Annotated in this window: 17 protein-coding genes and 1 other RNA gene; 5 read left to right on the top strand and 13 right to left on the bottom strand. The window is 64.6% G+C overall.

All coding sequences use genetic code 11. From position 1 onward, the window contains the following. Nucleotides 1-79 precede the first annotated feature (79 nt). Nucleotides 80-1,411 carry a choice-of-anchor Q domain-containing protein gene (locus OH686_RS06820; RefSeq protein WP_289537098.1) on the top strand — a complete coding sequence of 444 codons (1,332 nt, stop codon included), beginning with the start codon at nucleotides 80-82 and terminating at the stop codon, nucleotides 1,409-1,411. Nucleotides 1,412-1,545: 134 nt separating this feature from the next. After that, the gene (locus OH686_RS06815; protein WP_289537096.1) at nucleotides 1,546-2,877 is read left to right on the top strand and encodes a choice-of-anchor Q domain-containing protein; all 1,332 of its coding nucleotides are present in this window, start codon (nucleotides 1,546-1,548) and stop codon (nucleotides 2,875-2,877) included. On the opposite strand, the gene OH686_RS06810 is transcribed toward OH686_RS06815, so the two are convergent. The 10 genes from OH686_RS06810 to OH686_RS06765 all read right to left on the bottom strand — a co-directional run bounded on the left by OH686_RS06810 (nucleotide 2,874) and on the right by OH686_RS06765 (nucleotide 12,563). Next, nucleotides 2,874-3,554: a transglutaminase-like cysteine peptidase gene (locus OH686_RS06810; RefSeq protein WP_289537094.1), complete on the bottom strand. Its 681-nt coding sequence runs from the start codon at nucleotides 3,552-3,554 to the stop codon at nucleotides 2,874-2,876. The genes OH686_RS06815 and OH686_RS06810 overlap by 4 nt on opposite strands. A 139-nt stretch (nucleotides 3,555-3,693) precedes the next feature. Further along, on the bottom strand, nucleotides 3,694-4,167 hold the full coding sequence (locus OH686_RS06805; protein ID WP_289537092.1) for an ester cyclase: 474 nt from the start codon (nucleotides 4,165-4,167) through the stop codon (nucleotides 3,694-3,696). Nucleotides 4,168-4,323: 156 nt separating this feature from the next. Beyond that, nucleotides 4,324-5,748, bottom strand: coding sequence for a gamma-aminobutyraldehyde dehydrogenase (locus OH686_RS06800; RefSeq protein ID WP_289537090.1), 1,425 nt, complete (start codon nucleotides 5,746-5,748; stop codon nucleotides 4,324-4,326). A 39-nt stretch (nucleotides 5,749-5,787) separates the two neighbouring features. Then, nucleotides 5,788-6,594: an ABC transporter permease gene (locus tag OH686_RS06795; protein ID WP_289537088.1), complete on the bottom strand. Its 807-nt coding sequence runs from the start codon at nucleotides 6,592-6,594 to the stop codon at nucleotides 5,788-5,790. After that, complete coding sequence (locus OH686_RS06790; RefSeq protein ID WP_289537086.1) at nucleotides 6,584-7,528, bottom strand: ABC transporter permease; 945 nt, start codon at nucleotides 7,526-7,528, stop codon at nucleotides 6,584-6,586. The genes OH686_RS06795 and OH686_RS06790 overlap by 11 nt, the downstream gene beginning before the upstream one ends. 1 nt (nucleotide 7,529) lies before the next feature. Beyond that, nucleotides 7,530-8,558: an ABC transporter ATP-binding protein gene (locus OH686_RS06785; protein WP_289537084.1), complete on the bottom strand. Its 1,029-nt coding sequence runs from the start codon at nucleotides 8,556-8,558 to the stop codon at nucleotides 7,530-7,532. Between the two features lie 133 nt (nucleotides 8,559-8,691). After that, nucleotides 8,692-8,766, bottom strand: a non-coding RNA gene (locus tag OH686_RS06780) — sX9 sRNA. 61 nt (nucleotides 8,767-8,827) lie between these two features. Further along, nucleotides 8,828-9,979, bottom strand: a complete 1,152-nt coding sequence (ydcS, locus tag OH686_RS06775; RefSeq protein WP_289537083.1) for a putative ABC transporter substrate-binding protein YdcS — start codon at nucleotides 9,977-9,979, stop codon at nucleotides 8,828-8,830. Nucleotides 9,980-10,060: 81 nt separating this feature from the next. After that, nucleotides 10,061-11,515 carry a gamma-aminobutyraldehyde dehydrogenase gene (locus OH686_RS06770; RefSeq protein WP_289537081.1) on the bottom strand — a complete coding sequence of 485 codons (1,455 nt, stop codon included), beginning with the start codon at nucleotides 11,513-11,515 and terminating at the stop codon, nucleotides 10,061-10,063. Between the two features lie 136 nt (nucleotides 11,516-11,651). Further along, nucleotides 11,652-12,563, bottom strand: a complete 912-nt coding sequence (locus tag OH686_RS06765) for a LysR family transcriptional regulator (protein WP_137974252.1) — start codon at nucleotides 12,561-12,563, stop codon at nucleotides 11,652-11,654. Nucleotides 12,564-12,760: 197 nt separating this feature from the next. On the opposite strand from OH686_RS06765, the gene OH686_RS06760 reads away from it, so the two are divergent. Further along, nucleotides 12,761-13,495 carry a tellurite resistance TerB family protein gene (locus OH686_RS06760; RefSeq protein ID WP_289537078.1) on the top strand — a complete coding sequence of 245 codons (735 nt, stop codon included), beginning with the start codon at nucleotides 12,761-12,763 and terminating at the stop codon, nucleotides 13,493-13,495. 125 nt (nucleotides 13,496-13,620) lie between these two features. On the opposite strand, the gene OH686_RS06755 is transcribed toward OH686_RS06760, so the two are convergent. The 3 genes from OH686_RS06755 to OH686_RS06745 all read right to left on the bottom strand — a co-directional run bounded on the left by OH686_RS06755 (nucleotide 13,621) and on the right by OH686_RS06745 (nucleotide 17,701). Beyond that, nucleotides 13,621-14,787: an acyltransferase family protein gene (locus OH686_RS06755; protein ID WP_289537075.1), complete on the bottom strand. Its 1,167-nt coding sequence runs from the start codon at nucleotides 14,785-14,787 to the stop codon at nucleotides 13,621-13,623. After that, entirely contained in the window at nucleotides 14,784-15,812 is a 1,029-nt protein-coding gene (locus tag OH686_RS06750; protein WP_289537072.1) for a hypothetical protein, read from the bottom strand. The genes OH686_RS06755 and OH686_RS06750 overlap by 4 nt, the downstream gene beginning before the upstream one ends. A 266-nt stretch (nucleotides 15,813-16,078) precedes the next feature. After that, nucleotides 16,079-17,701, bottom strand: a complete 1,623-nt coding sequence (locus OH686_RS06745; RefSeq protein ID WP_289537069.1) for a diguanylate cyclase domain-containing protein — start codon at nucleotides 17,699-17,701, stop codon at nucleotides 16,079-16,081. Nucleotides 17,702-17,889: 188 nt separating this feature from the next. Between OH686_RS06745 and OH686_RS06740 the strand changes: the two genes are divergently transcribed. Both OH686_RS06740 and xrtQ read left to right on the top strand, forming a co-directional pair. After that, a complete protein-coding gene (locus OH686_RS06740) occupies nucleotides 17,890-19,887 on the top strand; it encodes an XrtQ-dependent VIT and vWF-A domain protein (RefSeq protein ID WP_289537066.1) in 1,998 nt (665 codons plus the stop codon). Next, on the top strand, nucleotides 19,877-21,232 hold the full coding sequence (xrtQ, locus tag OH686_RS06735; protein ID WP_289537063.1) for an exosortase Q, long form: 1,356 nt from the start codon (nucleotides 19,877-19,879) through the stop codon (nucleotides 21,230-21,232). Before OH686_RS06740 ends, xrtQ begins: the two co-directional genes overlap by 11 nt. Nucleotides 21,233-21,235: the final 3 nt, after the last annotated feature.

Below are 21,235 nucleotides of genomic sequence, written 5' to 3'. Positions count from 1 at the left end.
TATCCGTCGCCCATGTGCGACAGGTCTGCGGAAGCTGGGCGTTGTCCGCGAATAACGTCCCGTATCTGGAGACTCCGCCATGCGCTACTCCATATCCGCGCTTGCCTGCGCGTCTGTTCTTGCCCTTTCCGAGGCCGTCCAGGCCCAGGACCTGAGGGTCAACCGCTTCAACGATGAATTCGACGGTATCTGCGATACCCATTGTTCGCTGCGTGACGCGGTCACGGCCAGCAATCTGCTGGGTGGTGACAACCGCATCCTCCTACCCGCCGGCACCTACACCCTGGCGTTGCCCCCCGATTACGGCGAGGAGGGTGAGGTGTACGACGAGGACCAGAACCTCAATGGCGACCTCGATGTGCTCGCCGGCTCGCTGACCCTGGTCGGCACCGACAGTCGCGACAGCATCATCGACGGTGGCGCGGTCGACCGTTTGTTCGAGGTCGAGGCCGGTGCTGCTCTGACGGTGTTGAATCTGACGCTGCGCAACGGGCAGACCTCCGAGGACGGCGGGGCAATCGAAAACCGAGGCCACCTGACCGTGCGCCACGCCTTGCTGACCCAGAACCGCTGCCGATATCCATGGGGCGGTGAGCAGAGCGGAGGAGCAATCTTCAACAGTGGCCAACTCGAGGTGTATGCCAGCCAATTCGAGAGCAACTATGTGCTAACGGGCGATAGCGGTGGAGCTTTTGGCGGCGCCATCTTCAGCTCTGGCACGCTCAAGGTGCGAGACACGCTGTTTGTCAACAATCGCGTGAGTACCGACGACGTAACCGGCATCGGCGGGGCCTTGTTCAATACCGGCGCGGCCAGCGTGATACGGGCATCCTTCGTCAACAACCGTGGCGACGGTCAGGGCGCGGCGATACGCAACGATGGCGACGGCTCGCTGACGCTGGCCAATGTCACCGTGGCGAAGACACCCTTCGCAGGGCTGGAGAGCTACGCCGCCATTGCCAACGGGAGCGACTATCCCATGTATCCGGGTACTCCTTCGATGACGCTGATTCACGCGACCGTTGCGGATAACCTATCGGTCGGGGTGCACAATGAGGGCAATCTGACCGTGCGCAACAGCCTGCTTATCGACAATCGGGAGGGCAATTGCGTCAACGCGGGAACCCTGATGTCCCGCGGATTGCTGCTGGGTGCCGATTCCGGCAATTGCCCTGCGACTGTTTATGTCGGCGATCAGAGCATCTACGGCAAGGTGCTCTATGCACTGAGCGACAACAGCGCCGGTTTGCCGACCTTCAGCCTGCCTCCCGCCAGCCCGGCGCTGGACGCGGGTGTCGGCGCGTGCCCGACCCTAGATCAGCGCGGCTACCCGCGGCCGCGCGATGGCGACGGCGATGGGCTGGCGGTGTGCGATCTGGGCGCCTATGAGCGCGGCTCGAAGGTTCGCTGAGCGCTGATCGGCGGATAAGCGGTCTTGACTGGCTGCCTGCACATCCCTAAGAAGTTATCCGTCGCCCATGTGCGACAGGTCTGCGGAAGCTGGGCGTTGTCCGCGAATAACGTCCCGTATCTGGAGCCTCCGCCATGCGCTACTCCATATCCGCGCTTGCCTGCGCGTCTGTTTTTGTCCTTTCCGATGCCGTCTTGGCTCAAGATCTGAAGGTCAACCGCTTCAACGATGAATTCGATGGTATCTGCGATAGCCATTGTTCGTTGCGCGATGCCGTCAGCGTGAACAACCAGCTGGGTGGCACCAATCGCATCCTGCTGCGGGCCGGTACCTACCAGCTTTCCTTGCCGCCGGAATATGGTGTGGACGGCGACGTCTATGACGAGGATCAGAACCTCAATGGCGATCTCGACGTGCTCGCCGGCAATCTGACCGTGGTGGGTACCACTCGGCAGGACACCATCATCGACGGTGGGAGCATCGATAGGTTGTTCGAGGTGGAGGCCGGCGCGGTGCTGGATGTGCAGGACGTGACGTTGCGCAACGGCTATACCACCTCGAATGGCGGCGGTATCGAGAACCGCGGCCATGTCGTGCTGCGTCGCAGTCTGCTGACGGGGCTGCGTATCTGGTACTTGTGGTTCGCTGAGCACCGCGGTGGGGCGATCTACAACCAGGGCACGCTAGAGCTTTACGACAGCATTCTGGATGGCAACGGCATCGCCAATTATGATCTCGGCCGCGCTGAGGGCGGGGCCCTGTTCAATGCCGGCACGTTGAGCGTGCGTGACACCCTGTTCCGCGGCAATTCGGTCATCAGCTCCAACAGCATCAGTGCGGGGGCGACCCTGTTCAATACGGGTGAAGCCAGTCTGGCGCGGGTGGCCATTCTGGACAGCCGGGCCGATGGCGACGAAGGCGTCGCGGTACGCAATGCGGTCTATGGCGTGCTGACGATGTCCAACGTCACGGTAGCGACCAGCAGTTCGAGGTCCGGGTTGTATTCTGCCGTGGCCAACGGCAACGCCACCGATCTTCTGTACTACTCCCCGCGCATGAAGTTGTTGCACGTCACCATTGCCGATAACGCGGCGGTGGGGCTGCATAACCGCGGTTTCCTGGACGTGCGTAACAGCGTGATTGCCGACAACCAGTTCGGCAATTGCATCAACGACGCAACAGTCCAGCGCGCGAGCGGGCTGTTGCTCGGTCTCGATTCGGGCAATTGCCCCGCCGCTGTCTATGTCGATGACCAGAGCATCTACGGCAAGGTGCTCTATGCACTGGCCGACAACAGTGCTGGTTTGCCGACCTTCAGCCTGCCTCCCGCCAGTCCGGCGCTGGACGCGGGTGTCGGCACCTGCCCGAGCGTAGATCAGCGTGGCTACCCGCGGCCGCGCGATGGCAACGGCGATGGCCTGGCGGTGTGTGATCTGGGCGCCTACGAGCGGGGCGCTGCGCGCTAGATGGAGTGCGGGTTGCTGGCCGATGAGCTTTCGGCCAGCGCCCGCGCGCTGACGTCCTGCCAGCGCGACAGCAGCTGCGGCGACTGCTTGGACTGCCGCTGCGGCGCGCTGCCGAGGAAGATGCCGTGGTTGTTGAAGGCGTAGACCGGCAGCAGGTCGCGGCGCTCGCGAGCCGGCAGGATCTGTGCTTGCAGGTTGTCGAGGATCAGCGGCTCGGCGCGCTCGTCGGCGTAGTAGGCCAGCACCATGTGCGCGCGCTTCAGCTCCAGGGATTTGACGAAGGTCAGGCGCAGCTTGGCGCTGGGCATACCCAGCTGGACCAGGCCGAAGTACTTGGCGATGGCGATGTCCTCGCAATCGCCACGGCCCAGGCCTAGGGTCTCGCGTGGCGTGGCCCAGTAGTCGGCCTCGCCCCACACATCCAGATCCTCGCCATGCAGCACGCTGCGGTTGACGAAGCGGTTGACTCGCTCCAGTAGCGCCGCCTCGTCCGCCGCGCCGGGATGTTCCAGCAGTTGCTGCCAGGCCTGCAGGCGATTGGCGCTGATCGCCTCGGCCAGTGCCGAGGGCTGAACGTTGCCCGCGTTGCTCGGTGCGCCGCCCAGGCCGACCAATAGCCCCAGCGCGCCGAGCAGGGCGCGGCGCGGGAACAGGCGAGTGGGCGAGGGCAGGGGCATGGCGGCTGCTCCGGCCGCCGGGGTGGCGGTGCTCGGGCGATCCTGAAAGATCGCCCGGTGGACAAATGTGACGGCCTACTCCCTTTGCGAGCGCGTCTGTCCGATTCGGTGCGAATCCATGCGCTGGTTCACGCTCCGCTTACCAGCCCAGCTGCTTGTTGAAGCCGAGGGCGTCGTAGTAGTCGCCCTGGTAGGCGATCTTGCCGTCCCTGATGCGGATGAAGCTGACCCCCTCGAACGACAGCGGTTTGCCGGTGGCCTTGGTCTCGGCGCTCCAGTCGCCGCTGTTGGTGCCGCTGAACTTCCACTGGAAGGCAATGCCGTCGGCGCTGACGATGGGCGCGCTGGTCATCTCCCACTTCAGGTCCGGCACGGCGCCGATAAATACCTTGATCACGTTGTCGCGGGCGGCGGCCTTGCCGTTCTGCGGTGTGCCGACGGTGGCGTCGAAGTACACCGCGTCTTCGGCCAGGAATGTCGCGGCCTTGTCGGCGTCGTGGGCGTTCCAGGCGGCCATGTAGCCGTCGACTATGGCCTTGGCATCGGCCGCCTGGGCCAGGTGGGCGAAACAGAACAGCGACAGCAGGGATAAGGCTCTGACGAGATGACGCATGCTTGCCTCCGTGCGGGCGTACCCGCGGGTTGTGGGCCGGCTGGCCCGAAATCGGCGTAGCGCTGCCCGCGAGCGGTGCCGAGCATCGCCCGTGGGGCAGGGAAACAGTGGAGTTATCTGAGCGTCGCGCGCCCGGCCAAGGGCGCGGCGTTCAGATCAGTGCTTGAACATCACATGGCGGATGGCGGTGTAATCCTCCAGGCCGTACATGGACATGTCCTTGCCGTAGCCGGAGTGCTTGAGGCCGCCATGCGGCATCTCGCTGACCAGCATGAAGTGGGTGTTGACCCAGGTGCAGCCGTACTGCAGGCGGGCGGACAGGCGATGGGCGCGGCCGACGTCGCGGGTCCACACCGAGCTGGCCAGGCCGTAGTCGGAGGCATTGGCCCAGGCCAGGGCCTGCGCCTCGTCGTCGAACGGGGTGACCGAGACCACCGGGCCGAACACCTCGCGCTGGACGATCTCGTCGCTCTGCTTGGCGCCGGCCAGTACCGTGGGCAGGAAGAAGAAGCCGTTGCCGGCCGGCGCCTTGCCGCCGGTGACCACCTCGATATGCGACACCGCGCTGGCGCGCTCGACGAAGCCGGCCACGCGCTGGCGATGCACCTCGGTGATCAGCGGGCCGAGCTCGGTGCCGTCGTCGTCCTGCAGGCCGTGCTTGATCGAGCCGACCGCCTCGCCGAGCTTGGCCACGAACCTCTCGTAGATGCCCTTCTGCGCGTAGATGCGGCAGGCGGCGGTGCAGTCCTGGCCGGCGTTGTAGAAGCCGAAGGTGCGAATGCCCTCGACGGCGGCGTCGATGTCGGCGTCGTCGAAGATGATCACCGGGGCCTTGCCGCCCAGCTCCATGTGCATGCGCTTCACCGAGGCGGCGGTGCTGGAGATGATCTTCGAGCCGGTGGGAATGGAGCCGGTCAGCGACACCATGCGTACCTTGGCGTGGTTGACCAGCGGCTCGCCGACGGCGGCACCACGGCCGAACACGATGTTGACCACGCCGGCGGGGAAGATATCGGCGATCAGCTGGCCCAGGCGCAGGGCGGTCAGCGGGGTCTGCTCGGAGGGCTTGAGCACCACGCAGTTGCCGGCGGCCAGGGCCGGAGCCAGCTTCCAGGCGGCCATCATCAGCGGATAGTTCCACGGCGCGATGGAGGCGACCACGCCGATCGGGTCACGGCGGATCATCGAGGTGTGCCCCGGCAGGTACTCGCCGGCGGCGGAGCCCTGCAGGCAGCGCACGGCGCCGGCGAAGAAGCGGAACACGTCGGCGATCGCCGGCAGCTCGTCGTTGCGGGCGGCGGCGTAGGGCTTGCCGCAGTTCTGCGACTCCAGGCGGGCAAGCTCGTCGGCGTTGGCGTCGATGGCGTCGGCCAGGGCCAGCAGCAGGGCGGAACGCTGGCCCGGAGTGGTCTGCGACCAGTCATCGAAGGCGGCATCGGCGGCGCGCACGGCGGCGTCGATCTGCTCGGCGCTGGCCTCGGGAATCTGTACCAGGGTGCTGCCCAGCGAGGGGTTGAGCACGGGTTGGGCGGCGCCCAGGCCGGCGACCAGTTCGCCGTTGATCAGCAGTTTGGTTTGCATCGCTAGAACCTCGTGTCGTCGGGTTGCATGAATAGGGCGCTACTTGCCGCTGCCGGCCACGCTTTCGCCACCCTTGGTCAGGTAGTAGGCGCCGAGGATCGGCAGCATGGTCACCAGCATCACCAGCATGGCGACCACGTTGGTCACCGGTACGTCGCGCGGGCGCGACAGCTGGTTGAGCAGCCAGATCGGCAGGGTCTTCTCGTGGCCGGCGGTGAAGGTGGTGACGATGATCTCGTCGAAGGACAGGGCGAAGGCCAGCATGCCGCCGGCCAGCAGGGCCGAGCCGAGGTTGGGCAGGACGATGTAGCGGAAGGTCTGCCAGCCGTCGGCACCGAGGTCCATGCTGGCCTCGATCAGGCTGTAGCTGGTGCGGCGGAAGCGGGCTATGACGTTGTTGTAGACGATCACCACGCAGAAGGTGGCGTGGCCGATGACGATGGTCAGCAGGCCCGGCTCGATGCCGAAGGTCTTGAACGCCGAGAGCAGGGCGATGCCGGTGACGATGCCGGGCAGGGCGATCGGCAGGATCAGCAGCATGGACACGCTCTCCTTGCCGAAGAAGTCGCTCCGCCACAGCGCCGCCGCGGCCAGGGTGCCGAGGACCATGGCGATCAGCGTGGCCACCGCCGCCACCTTGAGCGACAGCTCGATGGCCTCGAGCACATCGGCACGGGCGAAGGCCACCTCGAACCAGTGCAGGGTCAGGCCCTTGGGCGGGAAGCTGAAGCCGGCGCTCTCGGTGTTGAAGGCGTAGAGGAAGATGATCAGGATCGGGAAGTGCAGGAACACCAGCCCGCCCCAGGCGGCCAGCTTCAGGCCGAGGGATGCTTTCTCAGAGAGCATCGAAGGCCCCCAGACGCTTGACGATGGACAGGTAGACGGCGATCAGTACGATCGGCACCAGGGTGAAGGCGGCGGCCATCGGCATGTTGCCGATCGCGCCCTGCTGGGCGTAGACCATGCTGCCGATGAAGTAGCCGGGTGGCCCCACCAGCTGCGGCACGATGTAGTCGCCGAGGGTCAGGCTGAAGGTGAAGATCGAGCCGGCGGCGATGCCCGGGATCGACAGCGGCAGGATCACCTGGAAGAAGGTCTGCCGAGGCTTGGCGCCGAGGTCTGCCGAGGCCTGCAGCAGCGACGGCGGCAGGCGCTCCAGCGAGGCCTGGATCGGCAGGATCATGAACGGCAGCCAGATATAGACGAACACCATGAAGCGCCCCAGGTGCGAGGTCGACAGGGTGTTGCCGCCCACCCCGGGGATGCCGAGGATCAGTTCCAGCAACGGCTGCAGGTGCAGCACCTGGACGAACCACATGGCCACCCCGCCCTTGGCCAGCAGCAGGGTCCAGGCATAGGCCTTGACGATGTAGCTGGCCCACATCGGCAGCATCACCGCGATGTAGAAGAAGGCCTTGGTCTTGCCGTCGGTGTAGCGCGCCATGTAGTAGGCGATGGGGAAGGCCAGCAGGCCGGCGGCCAGGGAAACCGCCACGGCCATCGTCAGGGTGCGCAGGATGATGTCGAAGTTGGCGGCCTGGAACAGCGCCTTGAAGTTGCCCAGCGTGAGGTCCGGGGTGACCGTCATGCTGAAGTCGTCGAAGGTGTAGAAGCCCTGCCACAGCAGGGTCAGCAGCGAGCCCAGGTAGATCGCGCCGAACCACAGCAGCGGCGGGATCAGCAGCAGCGACAGGTACAGCGTCGGCTTGCGGTAGAGCAGGCTGGACAGGCGGCGCAGCGGTCCGCCGCCGTCTGCCTGCAGGGCGATGGCCTGACTCATCTCAGGCCTCCTCGCGCAGGGCGACCATGGCCGCGCGGGCCCAGCGCGCGGTGACTCGCTGGCCCGGCTGGCAGGGCGCATCGCCCACGCCCCACTGGTTGTTGGCCTGGCTCACGGCGAAGTTCTGACCGTTGTCCAGTTGCAGCTCGTAGCGGGTGGCGGCGCCCAGGTACTGGATGTCGTGCAGCAGGCCGCCGATGGCCACCTCGTCGCCGCCCAGGGTGCTGCCGTCGCACAGGCGCACGTGCTCGGGGCGGATCGACACGGGGCGCGGCGAGCCGTTGAGCTGCTGCGCCAGCTCGCCCTTGAGCACGTTGCTGGTGCCGACGAACTCGGCGACGAAGGCGCTGGCCGGGTTCATGTACAGGTTGCGCGGGGTGTCGACCTGCTCGATGCGGCCCTTGTTGAACACCGCCACCCGGTCGGACATGGACAGGGCCTCGCCCTGGTCGTGGGTGACGAAGATGAAGGTGATGCCGAGCTGGCGCTGCAGCTTCTTCAGCTCGCTCTGCATCTGCTCGCGCAGCTTGAGATCGAGCGCGCCGAGCGGCTCGTCGAGCAGCAGCACCCGCGGGCGATTGACCAGGGCCCTGGCCAGTGCGACCCGCTGGCGCTGACCGCCGGAAAGCTGCGCCGGCTTGCGCACGCCATAGCCGCCGAGGGCGACCAGGGCCAGGGCCTCTTCGGCGCGGGCCAGGCGCTCGGCCTTGGCCACGCCCTTGACCTTGAGGCCGTAGGCGACATTCTCCAGTACGTTCATGTGCGGGAACAGGGCGTAGTCCTGAAACACCGTGTTGACGTCGCGCTGGTAGGGTGGCAGCCCGGCGGCCTCCTCGCCGTGGATGCGGATGGAACCGGCGCTGGGCTGCTCGAAGCCGGCGATCAGGCGCAGGCAGGTGGTCTTGCCCGAGCCGGAGGGGCCGAGCATGGAAAAGAATTCGCCGTCCCGGATGTCGATGGACACCCGGTCGACGGCCTTGACCTCGCCGAACACGCGGGACACATCGGTGAATTGCACTGCAAGGGTCATCTCGAACACTCCAGGAGAAAAGCCACCCACCACCGGCCCGTCCGGTTTGCCGACACGAGGCGGGAGAGTCGGTGGTGGGTGTACAACGGTAAAGCTGTGGAAGGGGGTGCTAAGGCATCAAGGGTTCGAAAATCGTTCTGGCAGCGTCGCGAGCGGGCCTCAGCCGTGTCCGGCCAGCGCGGAGGAACCGCAACGTACTGGAGTACGTGAGGATTCCGAGCACTGCCCGGGCGCGGATCAGGTCCGCGCAGCAGCCGCCAGGACGGTTTTCACCTGCCGCCCATGATGGCGATGTAGTCCTGGGTCCAGCGGCTATAGGGCACGTACTTGCCACCCTCGGCCTGCGGGGTCTTCCAGAAGGCGATCTTGTCGAAGTTGTCGAAGCCGTTGGTCTTGCAACCCTCTGCGCCGAGCAGGGCGTTGCCTTCGCACGCGGTCGGTACCGCCGGCACCGAGCCGAACCAGGCGGCCAGGTCACCCTGCAGCTTGGGCTGCAGCGACCAGTCCATCCACTTGTAGGCACATACCGGGTGCTTGGCCTCGGCGTGCAGCATGGTGGTGTCGGCCCAGCCGGTGGCCCCTTCGCTGGGCACGGTGGAGGCGATCTCCTGCTTCTCCAGCTGCAGCGCGTTGACCTGGTACGGCCAGGCGCTGGAGGCGACCACGCCCTCGTTCTTGAAGTCGTTCATCTGCACGGTGACGTCGTGCCAGTAACGGTGGATCAGCGGCTGCTGCTGGCGCAGCAATTCCAGCGCGGCGGCGTACTGCTCCTCGTTGAGCAGGTAGGGGTCGGTGATGCCCAGCTCCGGCTTGTGCGCCTTCAGGTACAGCGCGGCGTCGGCGATGTAGATCGGGCCGTCGTAGGCCTGCACGCGGCCCTTGTTGCTCTTGCCGTCGGCCAGGGTCTGCTCCTCGAACACCACCTTCCAGCTGCTCGGCGCCTCCTTGAACAGCTTGGTGCTGTACATCAGCACGTTCGGGCCCCATTGGTAGGGCGTGCCGTAATGCTGGCCGTCGACCACGTGCCAGGGCGCGTTCTTCAGGCGCTCGTCGATATTCTTCCAGCTGGGGATCAGGTCGACGTTGACCGGTTGCACGCGCTTGCCGGCGATCAGGCGCAGGGAGGCGTCACCCGAAGCGGTGACCAGGTCGTAGCCGCCCTTGGCCATCAGGCTGACCATCTCGTCGGAGGTGGCGGCGGTCTTGACGTTGACCTTGCAGCCCGAGTCCTTCTCGAACTGGGTCACCCAGTCGTAGTTCTTGTCGGTCTCGCCGCGCTCGATGTAACCGGGCCAGGCGATGATATCGAGCTGGCCTTCGGCCTGGCCCAGGGTCTTGAGCGGTTCGGCGGCCTGCACGGCGCCTGCGGCGAGCAGGGCGGTGGCGACAGCGCTGAGCAGTGCGGTTCTTGGCGCGGACATCGTGATTCCCTCTTGTTGTGACCTGTTATCGGGGCAGATGAATGTCGTTCGGCAAGACGGCTGCCGAGCCGGCGGTTGGTTTCAGTCTAGTTGTTGTCCATGGCGCGCCATGATGTGGCGCACCACGCTGTAGTCCTGCAACGAGTCGCTGGACAGGTCCTTGCCGTAGCCGGAGCGCTTGAGCCCGCCGTGGGGCATCTCGCTGGCCAGCATGAAATGGGTGTTGATCCAGGTGCAGCCGTACTGCAGGCGGTTGGCCAGCTGGAAGGCCTTGTCCAGGTTCTGCGTCCACACCGAGCTGGCCAGGCCGTACTCGGAGTCGTTGGCCCAACCCAGGGCCTGGCTCAGCTGGTCGAAGCGGGTGACCGTGACCACCGGGCCGAACACCTCGCGCTGGACGATCTCGTCGCTCTGCTTGCAGCCGGCCAGCAGCGTCGGCTGGTAGTGGAAGCCGGGGCCGGAATGCACGGCGGCGCCGGTGACCCGCTCGATATGCGGCTGGCCCAGCGCGCGCTCGACGAAGCTGGCCACGCGGTCGCGCTGGCGAGCGCTGATCAGCGGGCCGATCTCGTTGTCGGCGTCCTTCTTGCGGGCGAAGCGGATGCTCGCCACGGCCTCGCCCAGCTCGCTCACCAGGCGGTCGTGGATGCCGGCTTGGGCGTAGATGCGGCAGGCGGCGGTGCAGTCCTGGCCGGCGTTGTAGTAGCCGTGGGTGCGGATGCCCTGGACCACGGCGTCGAGGTCGGCGTCGTTGCAGACGATCACCGGCGCCTTACCGCCCAGCTCCAGGTGCGTGCGTTTCAGGGTGCGGGCGGCGCTCTGCAGGATCTTCTGCCCGGTGACGATATCGCCGGTCAGCGACACCATGCGCACCCGCGGGTGGCCGACCAGGCTGCTGCCGATGCCTTCGCCGCCACCGCAGACGATGTTCAGCACGCCGGCTGGCAGGATCTCGCGCAGCGCCGGCGCCAGCGCCAGGATCGACAGCGGCGTGTGCTCCGAGGGTTTGAAGATCATGGTGTTGCCCGCTGCCAGGGCCGGGGCAATCTTCCACGCGGCCATCATCAACGGGTAGTTCCACGGCGCGATGGAGGCGACCACGCCGACCGGGTCGCGGCGCACCAGGCTGGTATGCCCGGCCACGTATTCGCCGGCCAGCTGGCCCTGCTGGCAGCGCACGGCACCGGCGAAGAAGCGGAACACGTCGGCGGTGGCCGGCAGGTCGTCCTGGCGCGCCAGGTGCACAGGCTTGCCGCAGTTCAGCGCCTCCAGCGCCGCCAGTTGTTCGGTCTGGGCGTCGATGGCATCGGCGATGGCGAGCAGGGCGCTGGCGCGCTGGGCGGGAGTGGTGCGCGACCAGCTCGGGAAGGCGCGATGGGCGGCCTGGACAGCGGCCTCCAGCTGTTCCAGCGAGGCCTCGGCGATGCTGCACAGCACTTCGCCGCTGGCCGGGTTGAGGATGGTTTCGGCGACGCCTTCCCCGCCGACCAGTTGGCCGTCGATCAGCAATGCGCTGTGCAGGGTGGGCGTGCTCATCTTCGCGTTTCTTCTGTTATTCGCTGCGGCTGGCATGGCGGCTCCGGTTGGCCCGGGGCGCCCGCGTCCATAAGGAAGCGAGACTAGAGTCCGGGCTTGAGGTCTACAAATTCTAAATATTGAAAGCGGCGTTCGATTAAATCGAAACCTTGCGGCTGTTGGGCTGCTCACGGGCCAGGGTCAGGAACGGATCGACCAGCGCCGGCCGCGCGGTGCCGCGGCGCCAGGCCAGGCCGACGTCGAGTGGCTCGCCGAGGTCTACCAGCGGGCGCGCCTCGATGATGTCGCCCTCCAGCGACCAGGGCCGGTAGGTCATGTCCGGCTGGATCGACAGACCGAGGCCTGCCGCCACCAGGCTGCGCACGGCCTCCACCGAGGCGGTGCGCAGCGTCACGTGCGGCGTCAGGCCGGCACGGCTCCAGATGCGCTGGGTGTGCAGGCCCATCTCGTCGGCGTTGAGCTGGATCAGCGGCTCGCCGGCCACGTCGGCCAGGCCGATGCTGTCGCGCTCCAGTAGCGGATGCCGGGCCGGCAGCCACAGGCGATGCGGCGAGTGGGTCAGCACCTCGGTCTGCAGGGCGTGGCGATCTTCCAGGTTGGACAGGATCAGCACGCCGACGTCGATCTCGCCGCTCACCAGCAGGTGCTCGATATAGGGGCGCTCATCCTCCACCACGCGGGTCTGCACGTTGGGGTAGGCGCGCTGGAAGCGGGTGATCAGGTCGGCCAGGTAGTAACCGGCCACCAGGCTGGTCACGCCGATGGTGAGGCTGCCGGCGACCTGGTCGGTGCTCTGCTGCAGGCTGCGCTTGGCGTTGTCCACTGTGGCCAGGATCAGGTGCGCCTGGCGCAGAAACTGGTGGCCCTGGTGGGTCAGGCTCATGCCCTTGGCGTGGCGGTTGAACAGGCTGACGCCGATCTCCTCCTCCAACTGCTGGATGGCCAGGGTCAGGGTCGACTGGGAGATGAATACCGCCTGGGCGGCGGCGGAGATCGAGCCGGTCTCGGCGACGGCGATGAAATGGCGGATCTGGCGCAGGGTCATCATGACGGGCAATCCGATGCGGCGGGCTGTGGGGATTATGGTTTATCGAAAATAGATAAAGCCGTTCTTTTTATTCGAAAGAAGAGGGCTTTTCCCTGGCGCCTGCAATATCCCGAAGCACTGCGTCACTTCCGCCCGTGGGTCATGTGGCTAGAATCGGGGCACTTCCATGGATCGGTTAACCCTGAAGGAGGGCTCAGATGAATACCCGTGGACTGCTCGACCAATTGCTCAAATCCGGCCAGGACCTGCTGCAGCAGAAGTCCGGATCATCGTCGTCCGGCGGCCTGGGCGGATTGCTCGGCGGCATCGCCGGCGGCGCGAGTGGCGGTAAAGGCGGTGGTGATCTCAGCACCCTGCTCAAGGGCGCCGGCGGCGGCGCCCTGGCGGCAGGTGCCCTGGGCCTGCTGCTGGGCAACAAGAGTGCACGCAAGCTGGGCGGCAAGGCGCTGACCTATGGCGGCCTGGCCGCGCTCGGGGTGATCGCCTACAAGGCCTACGGCAACTGGCAGGCCCAACAGCAGGGTACCACGCAGCCGCGCGTCGAGCCGCAGACCGTCGACCGTCTGCCGGCGCCCCAGGCCGAGCTGCACAGCCAGGCCATCCTCAAGGCGCTGGTGGCGGCGGCCAAGGCCGATGGCCACGTGGACGCCAAGGAGCGCCAACTGATCGAGGAGCAGATCGGTGCCCTGGCCAACGATCCCGAGCTGCTGCGCTGGCTGGACGCCGAGCTGAACAAGCCGCTCGACCCGGGCGAGGTGGCGCGTGCCGCCACTACCCCGGAGATGGCCGCGGAGATGTACATCGCCAGCGTGCTGATGGTGGACGAGGAGCACTTCATGGAGCGCGCCTACTTGGAGGAGCTGGCCCGGCAGCTCAAGCTGGATCCCTCGCTCAAGGCCGAGCTGGAAGCCCAGGTGCGCCAGGAGTTGTAGCGGTTAGGCTTCATTGCTGAATGGCGTTTGGAGAACTGCCGCCGTTGTTACGGACAAAGGCGGTATGTCTCCAGTGTCGAGATCGGGCAGGATCTGATGATGGACATTGAACTTTCAGCTGCGCATCAAGGCGTATTTGCGGCTATTTTTGGGTTTGTAAGGTTCGATTTATCTGGATACTGCAATCGATCTTTGATGCGCAAGAAAGGCTTTTCTATCAGCAGGTGAATGATTAGAGCTAGAGCAATGGATAAGGCCAAATACACTATGGCGAAAACCAGGAAATTGATTTGCTGAAATTCGCTTATGGTGTTGCTGGCGGCTATAGATAGCGGAATTAACATTATGTGGGTTGCATAGAGCGGATAGGATATTTTGGCAAAAAAAAGCAAAGGGCGAGATTCAAGAATCGGATGAGGGTAAGTTTTCGGTTGAATAAGCAAAAAAACTAGGCCGGCGCATGCGGCGGTAAACAGCAGGCTAACTAAGTCAACAATGAGCCATTGTTTTGTTTTTAGCCAATCTATGGAGCAGAGGGTAAGTATAAGTGTGGCACATAACGTTGCGAACAAAAATTTGTGCGTGGCGGTGCTGATCTTCAGTGGTGGGCGTTTATGAACAAGTAGGGCAATCGAACTGCCTATGGCTATATGGAGCGCTGCATGCTGGAAAGGTGCGCGAAATGTCCAAAAATAATTTTCGTAACCATCGGGCGGCATTAGAAGGATTGTGAGGGCTCTTCCCGCTATGTAGATCGACGCTATGGCGGCGAGGCCGCTCAGAAATTTTGCTCTATTGCTGTGCAGAAATAGAGCGGCTAGGAGTGGTGCTAGCAGATAGAATTTCTCTTCCGTTGCTACTGACCAAAGTGGGATGACAAGAGGGGATGAGTAGTATTCCTGTATAAATAATAAATGTTGTAATGTGATTTCCCAGTCGAGCGGCTGTATTGGTGTATATCCAGGTATTATGCAGAGTGCTGCGAGTATTAAGGTTATTAGATAAACCGGGATGATGCGTAGAAATCTTTTTAGGAAAAAGATGCTTAAGAAATTCCGGATGTTTTGTTCGGGCCACCAGTTTAGCAAGTGCTGGAAAATTAAAAAGCCACTCAGAACAAAGAATAAATTGACTCCCAGCCATCCGTTAATCCAAGGCTTCCAGAAGCCGCTCTCTAATGGTTGAGGCCAGTAGTAAGCTGCATGTCGCAACAATACTGCGATGATCGCAACTCCTCTAAGCCCGTCTAGGCTTGGGTAGCGCCCGGCGCTACCTGTGATGCCTAAGTTCATGCTTTATTTAGACCTAGGCTGGCCTGAATTTTTGGATGCTTTAATTTCCAGATTTTTGAGTCGATGATGTAATGATGGAAGTTTATGGTGGAGTAAAGCAGTAGGATTAGCGAGAGATTGTAATTTGTCATGGCGTATTCGGTAATTTGCTGTAGTCCGCCATAGACAATACTTGTTAGCAACATGCAGACTAGTAGATAGATGATTAATCGATTGGGTTGGCTTAGGTATGATATGGTTTTGTGCTGGTTGTCAATGCCGTTACTGTACTTTTTGGTGTTGGACAGCCAGACAAAGAAAATATATTGGCTGTTGTGCCAGATGTTTATGACGAGCCAGCCAAAGCTAATGGGTTCGATGACGATGTAGGAGAATAGATAGATTGCGGCATGGCTAGCCATGTAGGAAAAGTAAAATCTAGAGATTTTCTTCTGTTGTAACAGGGTTGCCAGATAGATGAGCCAGCTTACTGTTAGTAATAGAGTGATGCTGAGTAATCCGAGGCGAACAGGCTCGGGCAGATGAAAGCTCCAGAACGGCATGCCTAAGAAATCACTGTCTTGGCGAGTAATCATCCATAGAAAGCTGAGCGCGGCGATACCGTAGAATGCTGTGCGATTGAAAAAATTCGCTACGATCTTCTTGTCGCCATACTTCATGCCGTACGCTTTAGATATACCTTCGCTTTGTCGGGTATAGTGATACCACTGCCAGTACAAGTAGACTGACGAGATCAGTATTCCCCCGGCGAAGTGATAGCCAAGGAGGACTGCGCCTATCACCAGCAGAGGCAGTGGAAACAGCAGTAACCAGTGTTCCTTTATGCTGGTCACGTCGAAAGCAATGCGCGTATAGGTTGCAATGACATGATGATAGCCCAAGAGCCAGAGATCTAAAGTCAGCACTAAATAAAACCAGCTAGGATTCAGGTATACAGCGAGGCCGGAGAGTGCGGCTAGGGCAGGAATAAGTCCTATGTATGCCCAGTTGGCCGGTGGTGTGTTAAAAAGGCCTTGGGCTGGCATTGATATGTTCATGTTTATGGCCTGTCAGATATTCGGAATTATCTTATCTACTTGATAGGGCTGCCGCGGGCGCTGGCATGATCCGTATCCGTTGACAGGCGAAAGCCTGTCATGGATTGGCGGTCTTTGATCTTCTCGGCTTAAGCGAGCGAACTACTTAGGCGTCATCATGCTTCATAGCGATTTGGCTGTGTGTGATGCCCGTTGGCTAGGCGACAAAGGGTGGCACTTTTGGTGCTCAATGGAGTCGGCTGGTTTTTTGAGTTTTACTCACAAGATTTCTGGAACTCCGCGCGATTACGCCCGGCGTGCTTGGCGCGATACAGCGCCTGGTCGGCCAGCTCCAGCACGCTCTCCAGTTCGGCATTGTCCAGCGGCCACAGGGCGCCGCCGATGCTGCAGCCGATCCTGACTTCCTGTTCGTCGATCCGTACCGGTTGCTGCAGGCCATGCAGCACGCGCTCGGCCACGTGACGAATGCGCGCCTGCGCTTCCTCCTCCTGCACCCGTAGCACCAGCACGAACTCGTCGCCGCCCAGGCGCGCCACCAGATCGCCTTCGCGTACGCAGCCGCGCAGGCGTATGGCCACGTGCTTGAGCAGCTGGTCGCCGGCGGCGTGGCCGAGCTGGTCGTTGACCGGCTTGAAGCCGTCCAGGTCGAGGTAGAGCAGGGCCAGGGCGCCTTCGCGCTGCTTGGCCAGCATGAGGAATTTCTCCAGCGCGGCGCGGTTGGCCAGGCCGGTCAGCGGGTCGCTGTAGGCCTTGTTCTCCATCAGCCCGAGGGCGTTCTGCTGGTGGGTCAGGCTCTCCACCAGATGGCGGATCGACTGGCTGAGCACGGCGATCTCGTGCGGGCTGTCGAGGTCGGGGATCTCGGCGATCTGCCCGACGCTGAGGCGGTCGGCGGCTTCGGCGATCTGGCGCAGCGGGCGGGTGAAGTAGCCGGTCAGCAGCCAGCCGACGGCGGCGAACAGCAGCGCCAGGCCGACGCCCCACAGCACGATGTTGGTGCTCAGCGCCCGGGCCGGCGCGTAGGCCTCGTCCAGCGATTGCCGCGCCACCACGATCCAGCCGAGACCGGCATAGTCCTGGTAGCCCTGGCTGGCGGCGAAGCTGGTGACGTACTCCTGGCCGTCCGGCCAGCGTTGTATGGCCCACTGGCCATCTTCGGCGAGGGGACGATCGAGGGCATGCAGTTCCAGGCGCTGGCCGATCATGGCCTTGGGGCCGAGCAGCACCGTGTGGTCGCTGCCGAGGATCAGAAATTCCACGTTGCGGCGCTGCTGGATGGGCTCGACCAGCGAGCGCCGCACCTCGTCTGCCCAGGCCCAGGACAGGTGGGTAGCCAGCACCCCGGCCAGTTTGTCGTCCGGGCCGTACACCGGCAGGCTGATATCGACGAACTTCATCGGTTCGCCGCTCGGGTTGGGCAGCAGTTTGGCCAGCAGCACGGCCTCGTGCACGTCGCCGATGAACAGGCCGCGGTAACCCTGGATATACACCGGGCGCTGGGCCAGGCTGGCGCCTTGGAGGATGCCGCCGCTGGAGGCCAGAACGCTGCCCTTGGGGTCGGTGAAGCCGATCCAGGCGATGCTGGGAATCTCCCGCTTGAGGCGGTCGAGCAGCTCGCCAATCTGCCCGGCGTCGTCCGGCTGGCGCAGCACACTCAGGCTGCCGAGCACCTGCAGGTAGGCGGCGCGGCTGGCCATGTCGCGGTCCAGGCGGTCAATCATCTGCAGCGAAACCTCGACCAGGTCACGGCCGACTTCTTCGCGGATGCGCTGACTGGATTCGTTGCCGATCAGTGTGCCGAGCAGCCAGCTGAGCAGGGTCACCAGCAGGGCGATGAGCAGGGCGATATGGCTGCGCAGACTGAAGGCTGGGCGCATCAACGGCGACTCCGAATGCATGACGGTGGCGGTTCGCCCTGGCGCTGGCCATAGCGGGTATCGGCCTTCTCTCAGGGTAGTCCAGGCCGCTCGGCGAGCATTCCACATAAAGCCCACGCAATCTTCATACTTTTCACACTTTGCGCTCGCAGCATCCCGCCATCAGCAATCGTGAGCGGGAGGTGGATATGTTGCCGGCAATTGGCAGGCGGGCCCTGCGGGTGGCCCTGGGGCTGGTGCTGTTGGGCTGCGCGCCGCTGGTGGCGGCGCAGCAGGAGCAGGGCGAGAGCCCCTACTTCGCAGTGGAGGGCGGCGATGGCGTGGTGGATGCCCTGCCGCTGAAGTCCACCGATGTGCAGGTGCGCATCCTCGGCATGATGGCAGATGTGCGGGTGGTGCAGCGTTATCGCAACGAGGGCCAGGAGGTGCTGGAGGCGCGCTACGTGTTCCCCGGCTCGACCCGCGCGGCGGTGTATGGCATGACCGTGCGCCTGGGCGAGCGCGAGCTGCGTGCGCAGATCCGCGAGAAGCAGAAGGCCAAGGTGGAATACCAGCAGGCCAAGAGCGCCGGTAAGACCGCGGCGCTGCTGGAGCAGCAGCGCGAGAACGTGTTCCAGATGCAGGTCGCCAACATCCTGCCGGGCGACGAAGTCGACGTGGAGTTGCGCTACACCGAGCTGCTTTTGCCGGAGCAGGGCGTGTACCGTTTTGTCTTTCCGACCGTGGTCGGGCCGCGCTACAACGGCAAGCCGGGCAGCGCGAGCCACAAGGCCGAGCCCTGGATCGCCACGGCCCATCTGGGCGAGGGCGTGCCGTCGAGTGCGGGCTTCAGCCTCGACATCGACCTGATGGCGCCGACGCCGCTGGCGGACGTCGTCTCGCCCAGCCACCCGCTGCGGCGTGAGCAGGTGGAGGCCAACCGGCTGTACCTGAGCCTGGGCGACGACGGCCGGCCGGCGAACAACCGCGACTTCGTGCTCGACTATCGCCTGTCCGGCGCCGACTTCCAGAGCGGCGTGCTGCTCAGCGAAGGCGCGCAGGAGAACTTCTTCCTCGCCCTGGTGGCACCGCCACGACAGGCGCCGAGCAGCCTGATCGTGCCGCGCGAGTACATCTTCGTGGTGGATATCTCTGGCTCCATGCACGGCTTCCCGCTGGATACCGCCAAGCAGCTGCTGCGCCAGCTGATCGGCGGCCTGCGCCCGGCGGACAGCTTCAACGTCCTGCTGTTCTCCGGCAGCAGTAGCATGCTGGCGCCGCAGTCGCAGCCGGCCACCGAGGAAAACATCGAGACGGCGCTGGCGCTGCTCGACACGCAGATGGGCTCCGGTGGCACCGAGCTGTTGCCGGCGCTGCGCCAGGCCCTGGCGATACCGGTGGATGCCGAACGTTCGCGCAGCTTCGTGGTAGTCACCGACGGCTTCGTGGCGGTGGAGCGCGAGGCCTTCCGGCTGGTGCGCGAGAACCTGGACAAGGCCAACCTGTTCGCCTTCGGCATCGGCACTTCGGTCAATCGCCAGCTGATCGAGGGGCTGGCCCGTGCCGGCCAGGGCGAGCCGTTCGTGGTGCTGGATGCCGAGTCGGCGCAGCAGGAGGCCGAGCGTCTGCGGCGGATGATCGATGCGCCGCTGCTGGCCAGCCCCAAGCTGACATTCGAAGGCCTGGACGTGTACGACGTGGAGCCGGCGCTGCTGCCCGACCTGTTCGCCGAGCGCCCGCTGGCGGTGTTCGGCAAGTGGCGCGGCCCGGCCCAGGGCCGCCTGCGGGTGGAGGGGCATGGCAGCCAGGGTCCCTTCCGGGCCGAGGTGCCGATAGTGGCGGCCGAGGTACGCAAGGACAGCCAGGCGCTGACCCATCTGTGGGCGCGCCGCCGGGTGGCCACGCTGGTGGACCAGGAAACCCTGGAGGGTGGCTACGAGCACAGCCAGGCGATTCTCGACCTCGGCCTCAAGTATGGGTTGCTGACGCCCTATACCTCGTTCGTCGCCGTGGATGAGCAGGTGCGCAATCCCGATCCGGGCGCGGCAGCCAAGGTGCAGCAGCCGTTGCCGCTGCCCCAGGGGGTGAGCAACCAGGCGATCGGCGCGCTGGTGCCGAGCACGCCGGAGCCGGCGGCCTGGGCCATGCTGCTGATCGCCGCGCTGGGCATGTTCTGGGTGAGCCGGCGCCGTAGCCATGCGCACTGACAGGCTGCCGCGCCTGCCGGCCTGGCTCTGGCTGCTGCTGGCGAGCGCCGCGCTGTGGCCGCTGTGGCTATGGAGCGCGCGGCGCCTGAGCGATGGCTCGGATGACCCCTACGGCATCGTCGCGCTGGGCGCGCTGTTGCTGGTGCTGTGGCGCGAGCGCACGGGCTTTGTCGAGGCGCCGCGCCTGGGCTGGCTGCTGACGGCGGTCGCGCTGGCCGCCTCGGCGGAGCTCAGCCAGGGATTTTGGCCACCGCTGCCCCGCGCCGCTCTCGGTGTGCTGGCGGTGCTCTGCGTGGCCATGGCCCTGCGCGGTGCCGGGCAGCCGCGCCTGGCCTGGTTCGGCCTCGGCCTGCTGGCGCTGCCGCTGTTGTCGTCGCTGCAGTTCTACCTGGGCTATCCGCTGCGCGTGCTCACCGCCGAGGCCAGTGTCTGGCTGCTGCGCGGCGGCGGGCTGGTGGCTGCGCGCCAGGGCAGCGTGCTGGAAGTGGGCGGGCAACTGGTGATGGTCGACGCCCCGTGCTCCGGCATCCAGATGGCCTGGGTCGCCTATTTCACCGCCTTCGCCACCGCCGCCTGGTTGCGCCTGCCGGACCGCCTGCTGCTGCACAGGATCCCGTTGCTCGGTGCGCTGGTGCTGGTCGGCAACATCCTGCGCAACAGCCTGCTGGTGCTGCAGGAGACCGGCCGCCTGGGTTGGCCGGGCTGGATGCACGAGGGCATCGGCCTGCTGGTGTTCGTCGCGGTCTGCGCCCTGGTGCTGCGCATCGTCGGCGCCGGCGTGTGGCAAGCGGCGCAGCTGCCGGCGCGGGCTCCGGCAGTCGCGGTTGCGGGCGTCTGGCAGTTGTCTGTGGCGCTGGTGTTCGTCGGTCTGGGTGGCTGGCCGCTGTTGCAGGGGCAGGCGGAGCCGGCGCAGCCGCTGGTTCGTTCGCACGAATGGCCGCAGCACTTTGCCGGCCGCGAGTTGCGCCCGCTGGCGCTGTCGCCGGTGGAGTTGCAGTTCGCCGCGCAGTTTCCTGGCGCCATCGGCCGCTTCAGCGACGGAGAGCGGATCATCAGCCTGCGCCATGTCACCCGACCGACGCGCAAGCTGCATCCGGCGGCGGACTGTTTTCGCGGCCTCGGCTATCGCATCGGTGTGCAGGCGCTGGAGCGGCGTATTGCCGCTTCCGGTGTGCAGCGCTGCTTCGTCGCCGAGGGCCCGGGCGGCCCGCTGCGCGTCTGCGAGTACATCGAAGACGCGGCCGGCGCCAGCTTCAGCGACCACTCGGCCTGGTACTGGAGTGCGCTGGCCGGCGAGTCGCGCGGCCCCTGGCTGGCGGTGACCACGGCGCAGCCACTGCCCTGATAG

This window comes from Pseudomonas sp. SO81, from assembly GCF_030374125.1.
GTDB lineage: Bacteria > Pseudomonadota > Gammaproteobacteria > Pseudomonadales > Pseudomonadaceae > Aquipseudomonas.
The sequence above is the reverse complement of the archived record's forward strand: the minus strand, read 5'-3'. Positions and strand labels throughout refer to the sequence as shown.

What these genes read in the sequence shown, in the direction of transcription:
- ydcS (WP_289537083.1), bottom strand. Translation starts at nt 9,979, where the DNA reads ATGTCCGCGCCAAGAACCGCACTGCTCAGCGCTGTCGCCACCGCCCTG.
- OH686_RS06750 (WP_289537072.1), bottom strand. Translation starts at nt 15,812, where the DNA reads ATGCCAGCCCAAGGCCTTTTTAACACACCACCGGCCAACTGGGCATAC.
- OH686_RS06800 (WP_289537090.1), bottom strand. Translation starts at nt 5,748, where the DNA reads ATGCAAACCAAACTGCTGATCAACGGCGAACTGGTCGCCGGCCTGGGC.
- OH686_RS06810 (WP_289537094.1), bottom strand. Translation starts at nt 3,554, where the DNA reads ATGCCCCTGCCCTCGCCCACTCGCCTGTTCCCGCGCCGCGCCCTGCTC.
- OH686_RS06790 (WP_289537086.1), bottom strand. Translation starts at nt 7,528, where the DNA reads ATGAGTCAGGCCATCGCCCTGCAGGCAGACGGCGGCGGACCGCTGCGC.
- OH686_RS06770 (WP_289537081.1), bottom strand. Translation starts at nt 11,515, where the DNA reads ATGAGCACGCCCACCCTGCACAGCGCATTGCTGATCGACGGCCAACTG.
- OH686_RS06820 (WP_289537098.1), top strand. Translation starts at nt 80, where the DNA reads ATGCGCTACTCCATATCCGCGCTTGCCTGCGCGTCTGTTCTTGCCCTT.
- OH686_RS06760 (WP_289537078.1), top strand. Translation starts at nt 12,761, where the DNA reads ATGAATACCCGTGGACTGCTCGACCAATTGCTCAAATCCGGCCAGGAC.
- OH686_RS06745 (WP_289537069.1), bottom strand. Translation starts at nt 17,701, where the DNA reads ATGCGCCCAGCCTTCAGTCTGCGCAGCCATATCGCCCTGCTCATCGCC.
- OH686_RS06795 (WP_289537088.1), bottom strand. Translation starts at nt 6,594, where the DNA reads ATGCTCTCTGAGAAAGCATCCCTCGGCCTGAAGCTGGCCGCCTGGGGC.
- xrtQ (WP_289537063.1), top strand. Translation starts at nt 19,877, where the DNA reads ATGCGCACTGACAGGCTGCCGCGCCTGCCGGCCTGGCTCTGGCTGCTG.
- OH686_RS06765 (WP_137974252.1), bottom strand. Translation starts at nt 12,563, where the DNA reads ATGATGACCCTGCGCCAGATCCGCCATTTCATCGCCGTCGCCGAGACC.
- OH686_RS06805 (WP_289537092.1), bottom strand. Translation starts at nt 4,167, where the DNA reads ATGCGTCATCTCGTCAGAGCCTTATCCCTGCTGTCGCTGTTCTGTTTC.
- OH686_RS06785 (WP_289537084.1), bottom strand. Translation starts at nt 8,558, where the DNA reads ATGACCCTTGCAGTGCAATTCACCGATGTGTCCCGCGTGTTCGGCGAG.
- OH686_RS06815 (WP_289537096.1), top strand. Translation starts at nt 1,546, where the DNA reads ATGCGCTACTCCATATCCGCGCTTGCCTGCGCGTCTGTTTTTGTCCTT.
- OH686_RS06740 (WP_289537066.1), top strand. Translation starts at nt 17,890, where the DNA reads ATGTTGCCGGCAATTGGCAGGCGGGCCCTGCGGGTGGCCCTGGGGCTG.
- OH686_RS06755 (WP_289537075.1), bottom strand. Translation starts at nt 14,787, where the DNA reads ATGAACTTAGGCATCACAGGTAGCGCCGGGCGCTACCCAAGCCTAGAC.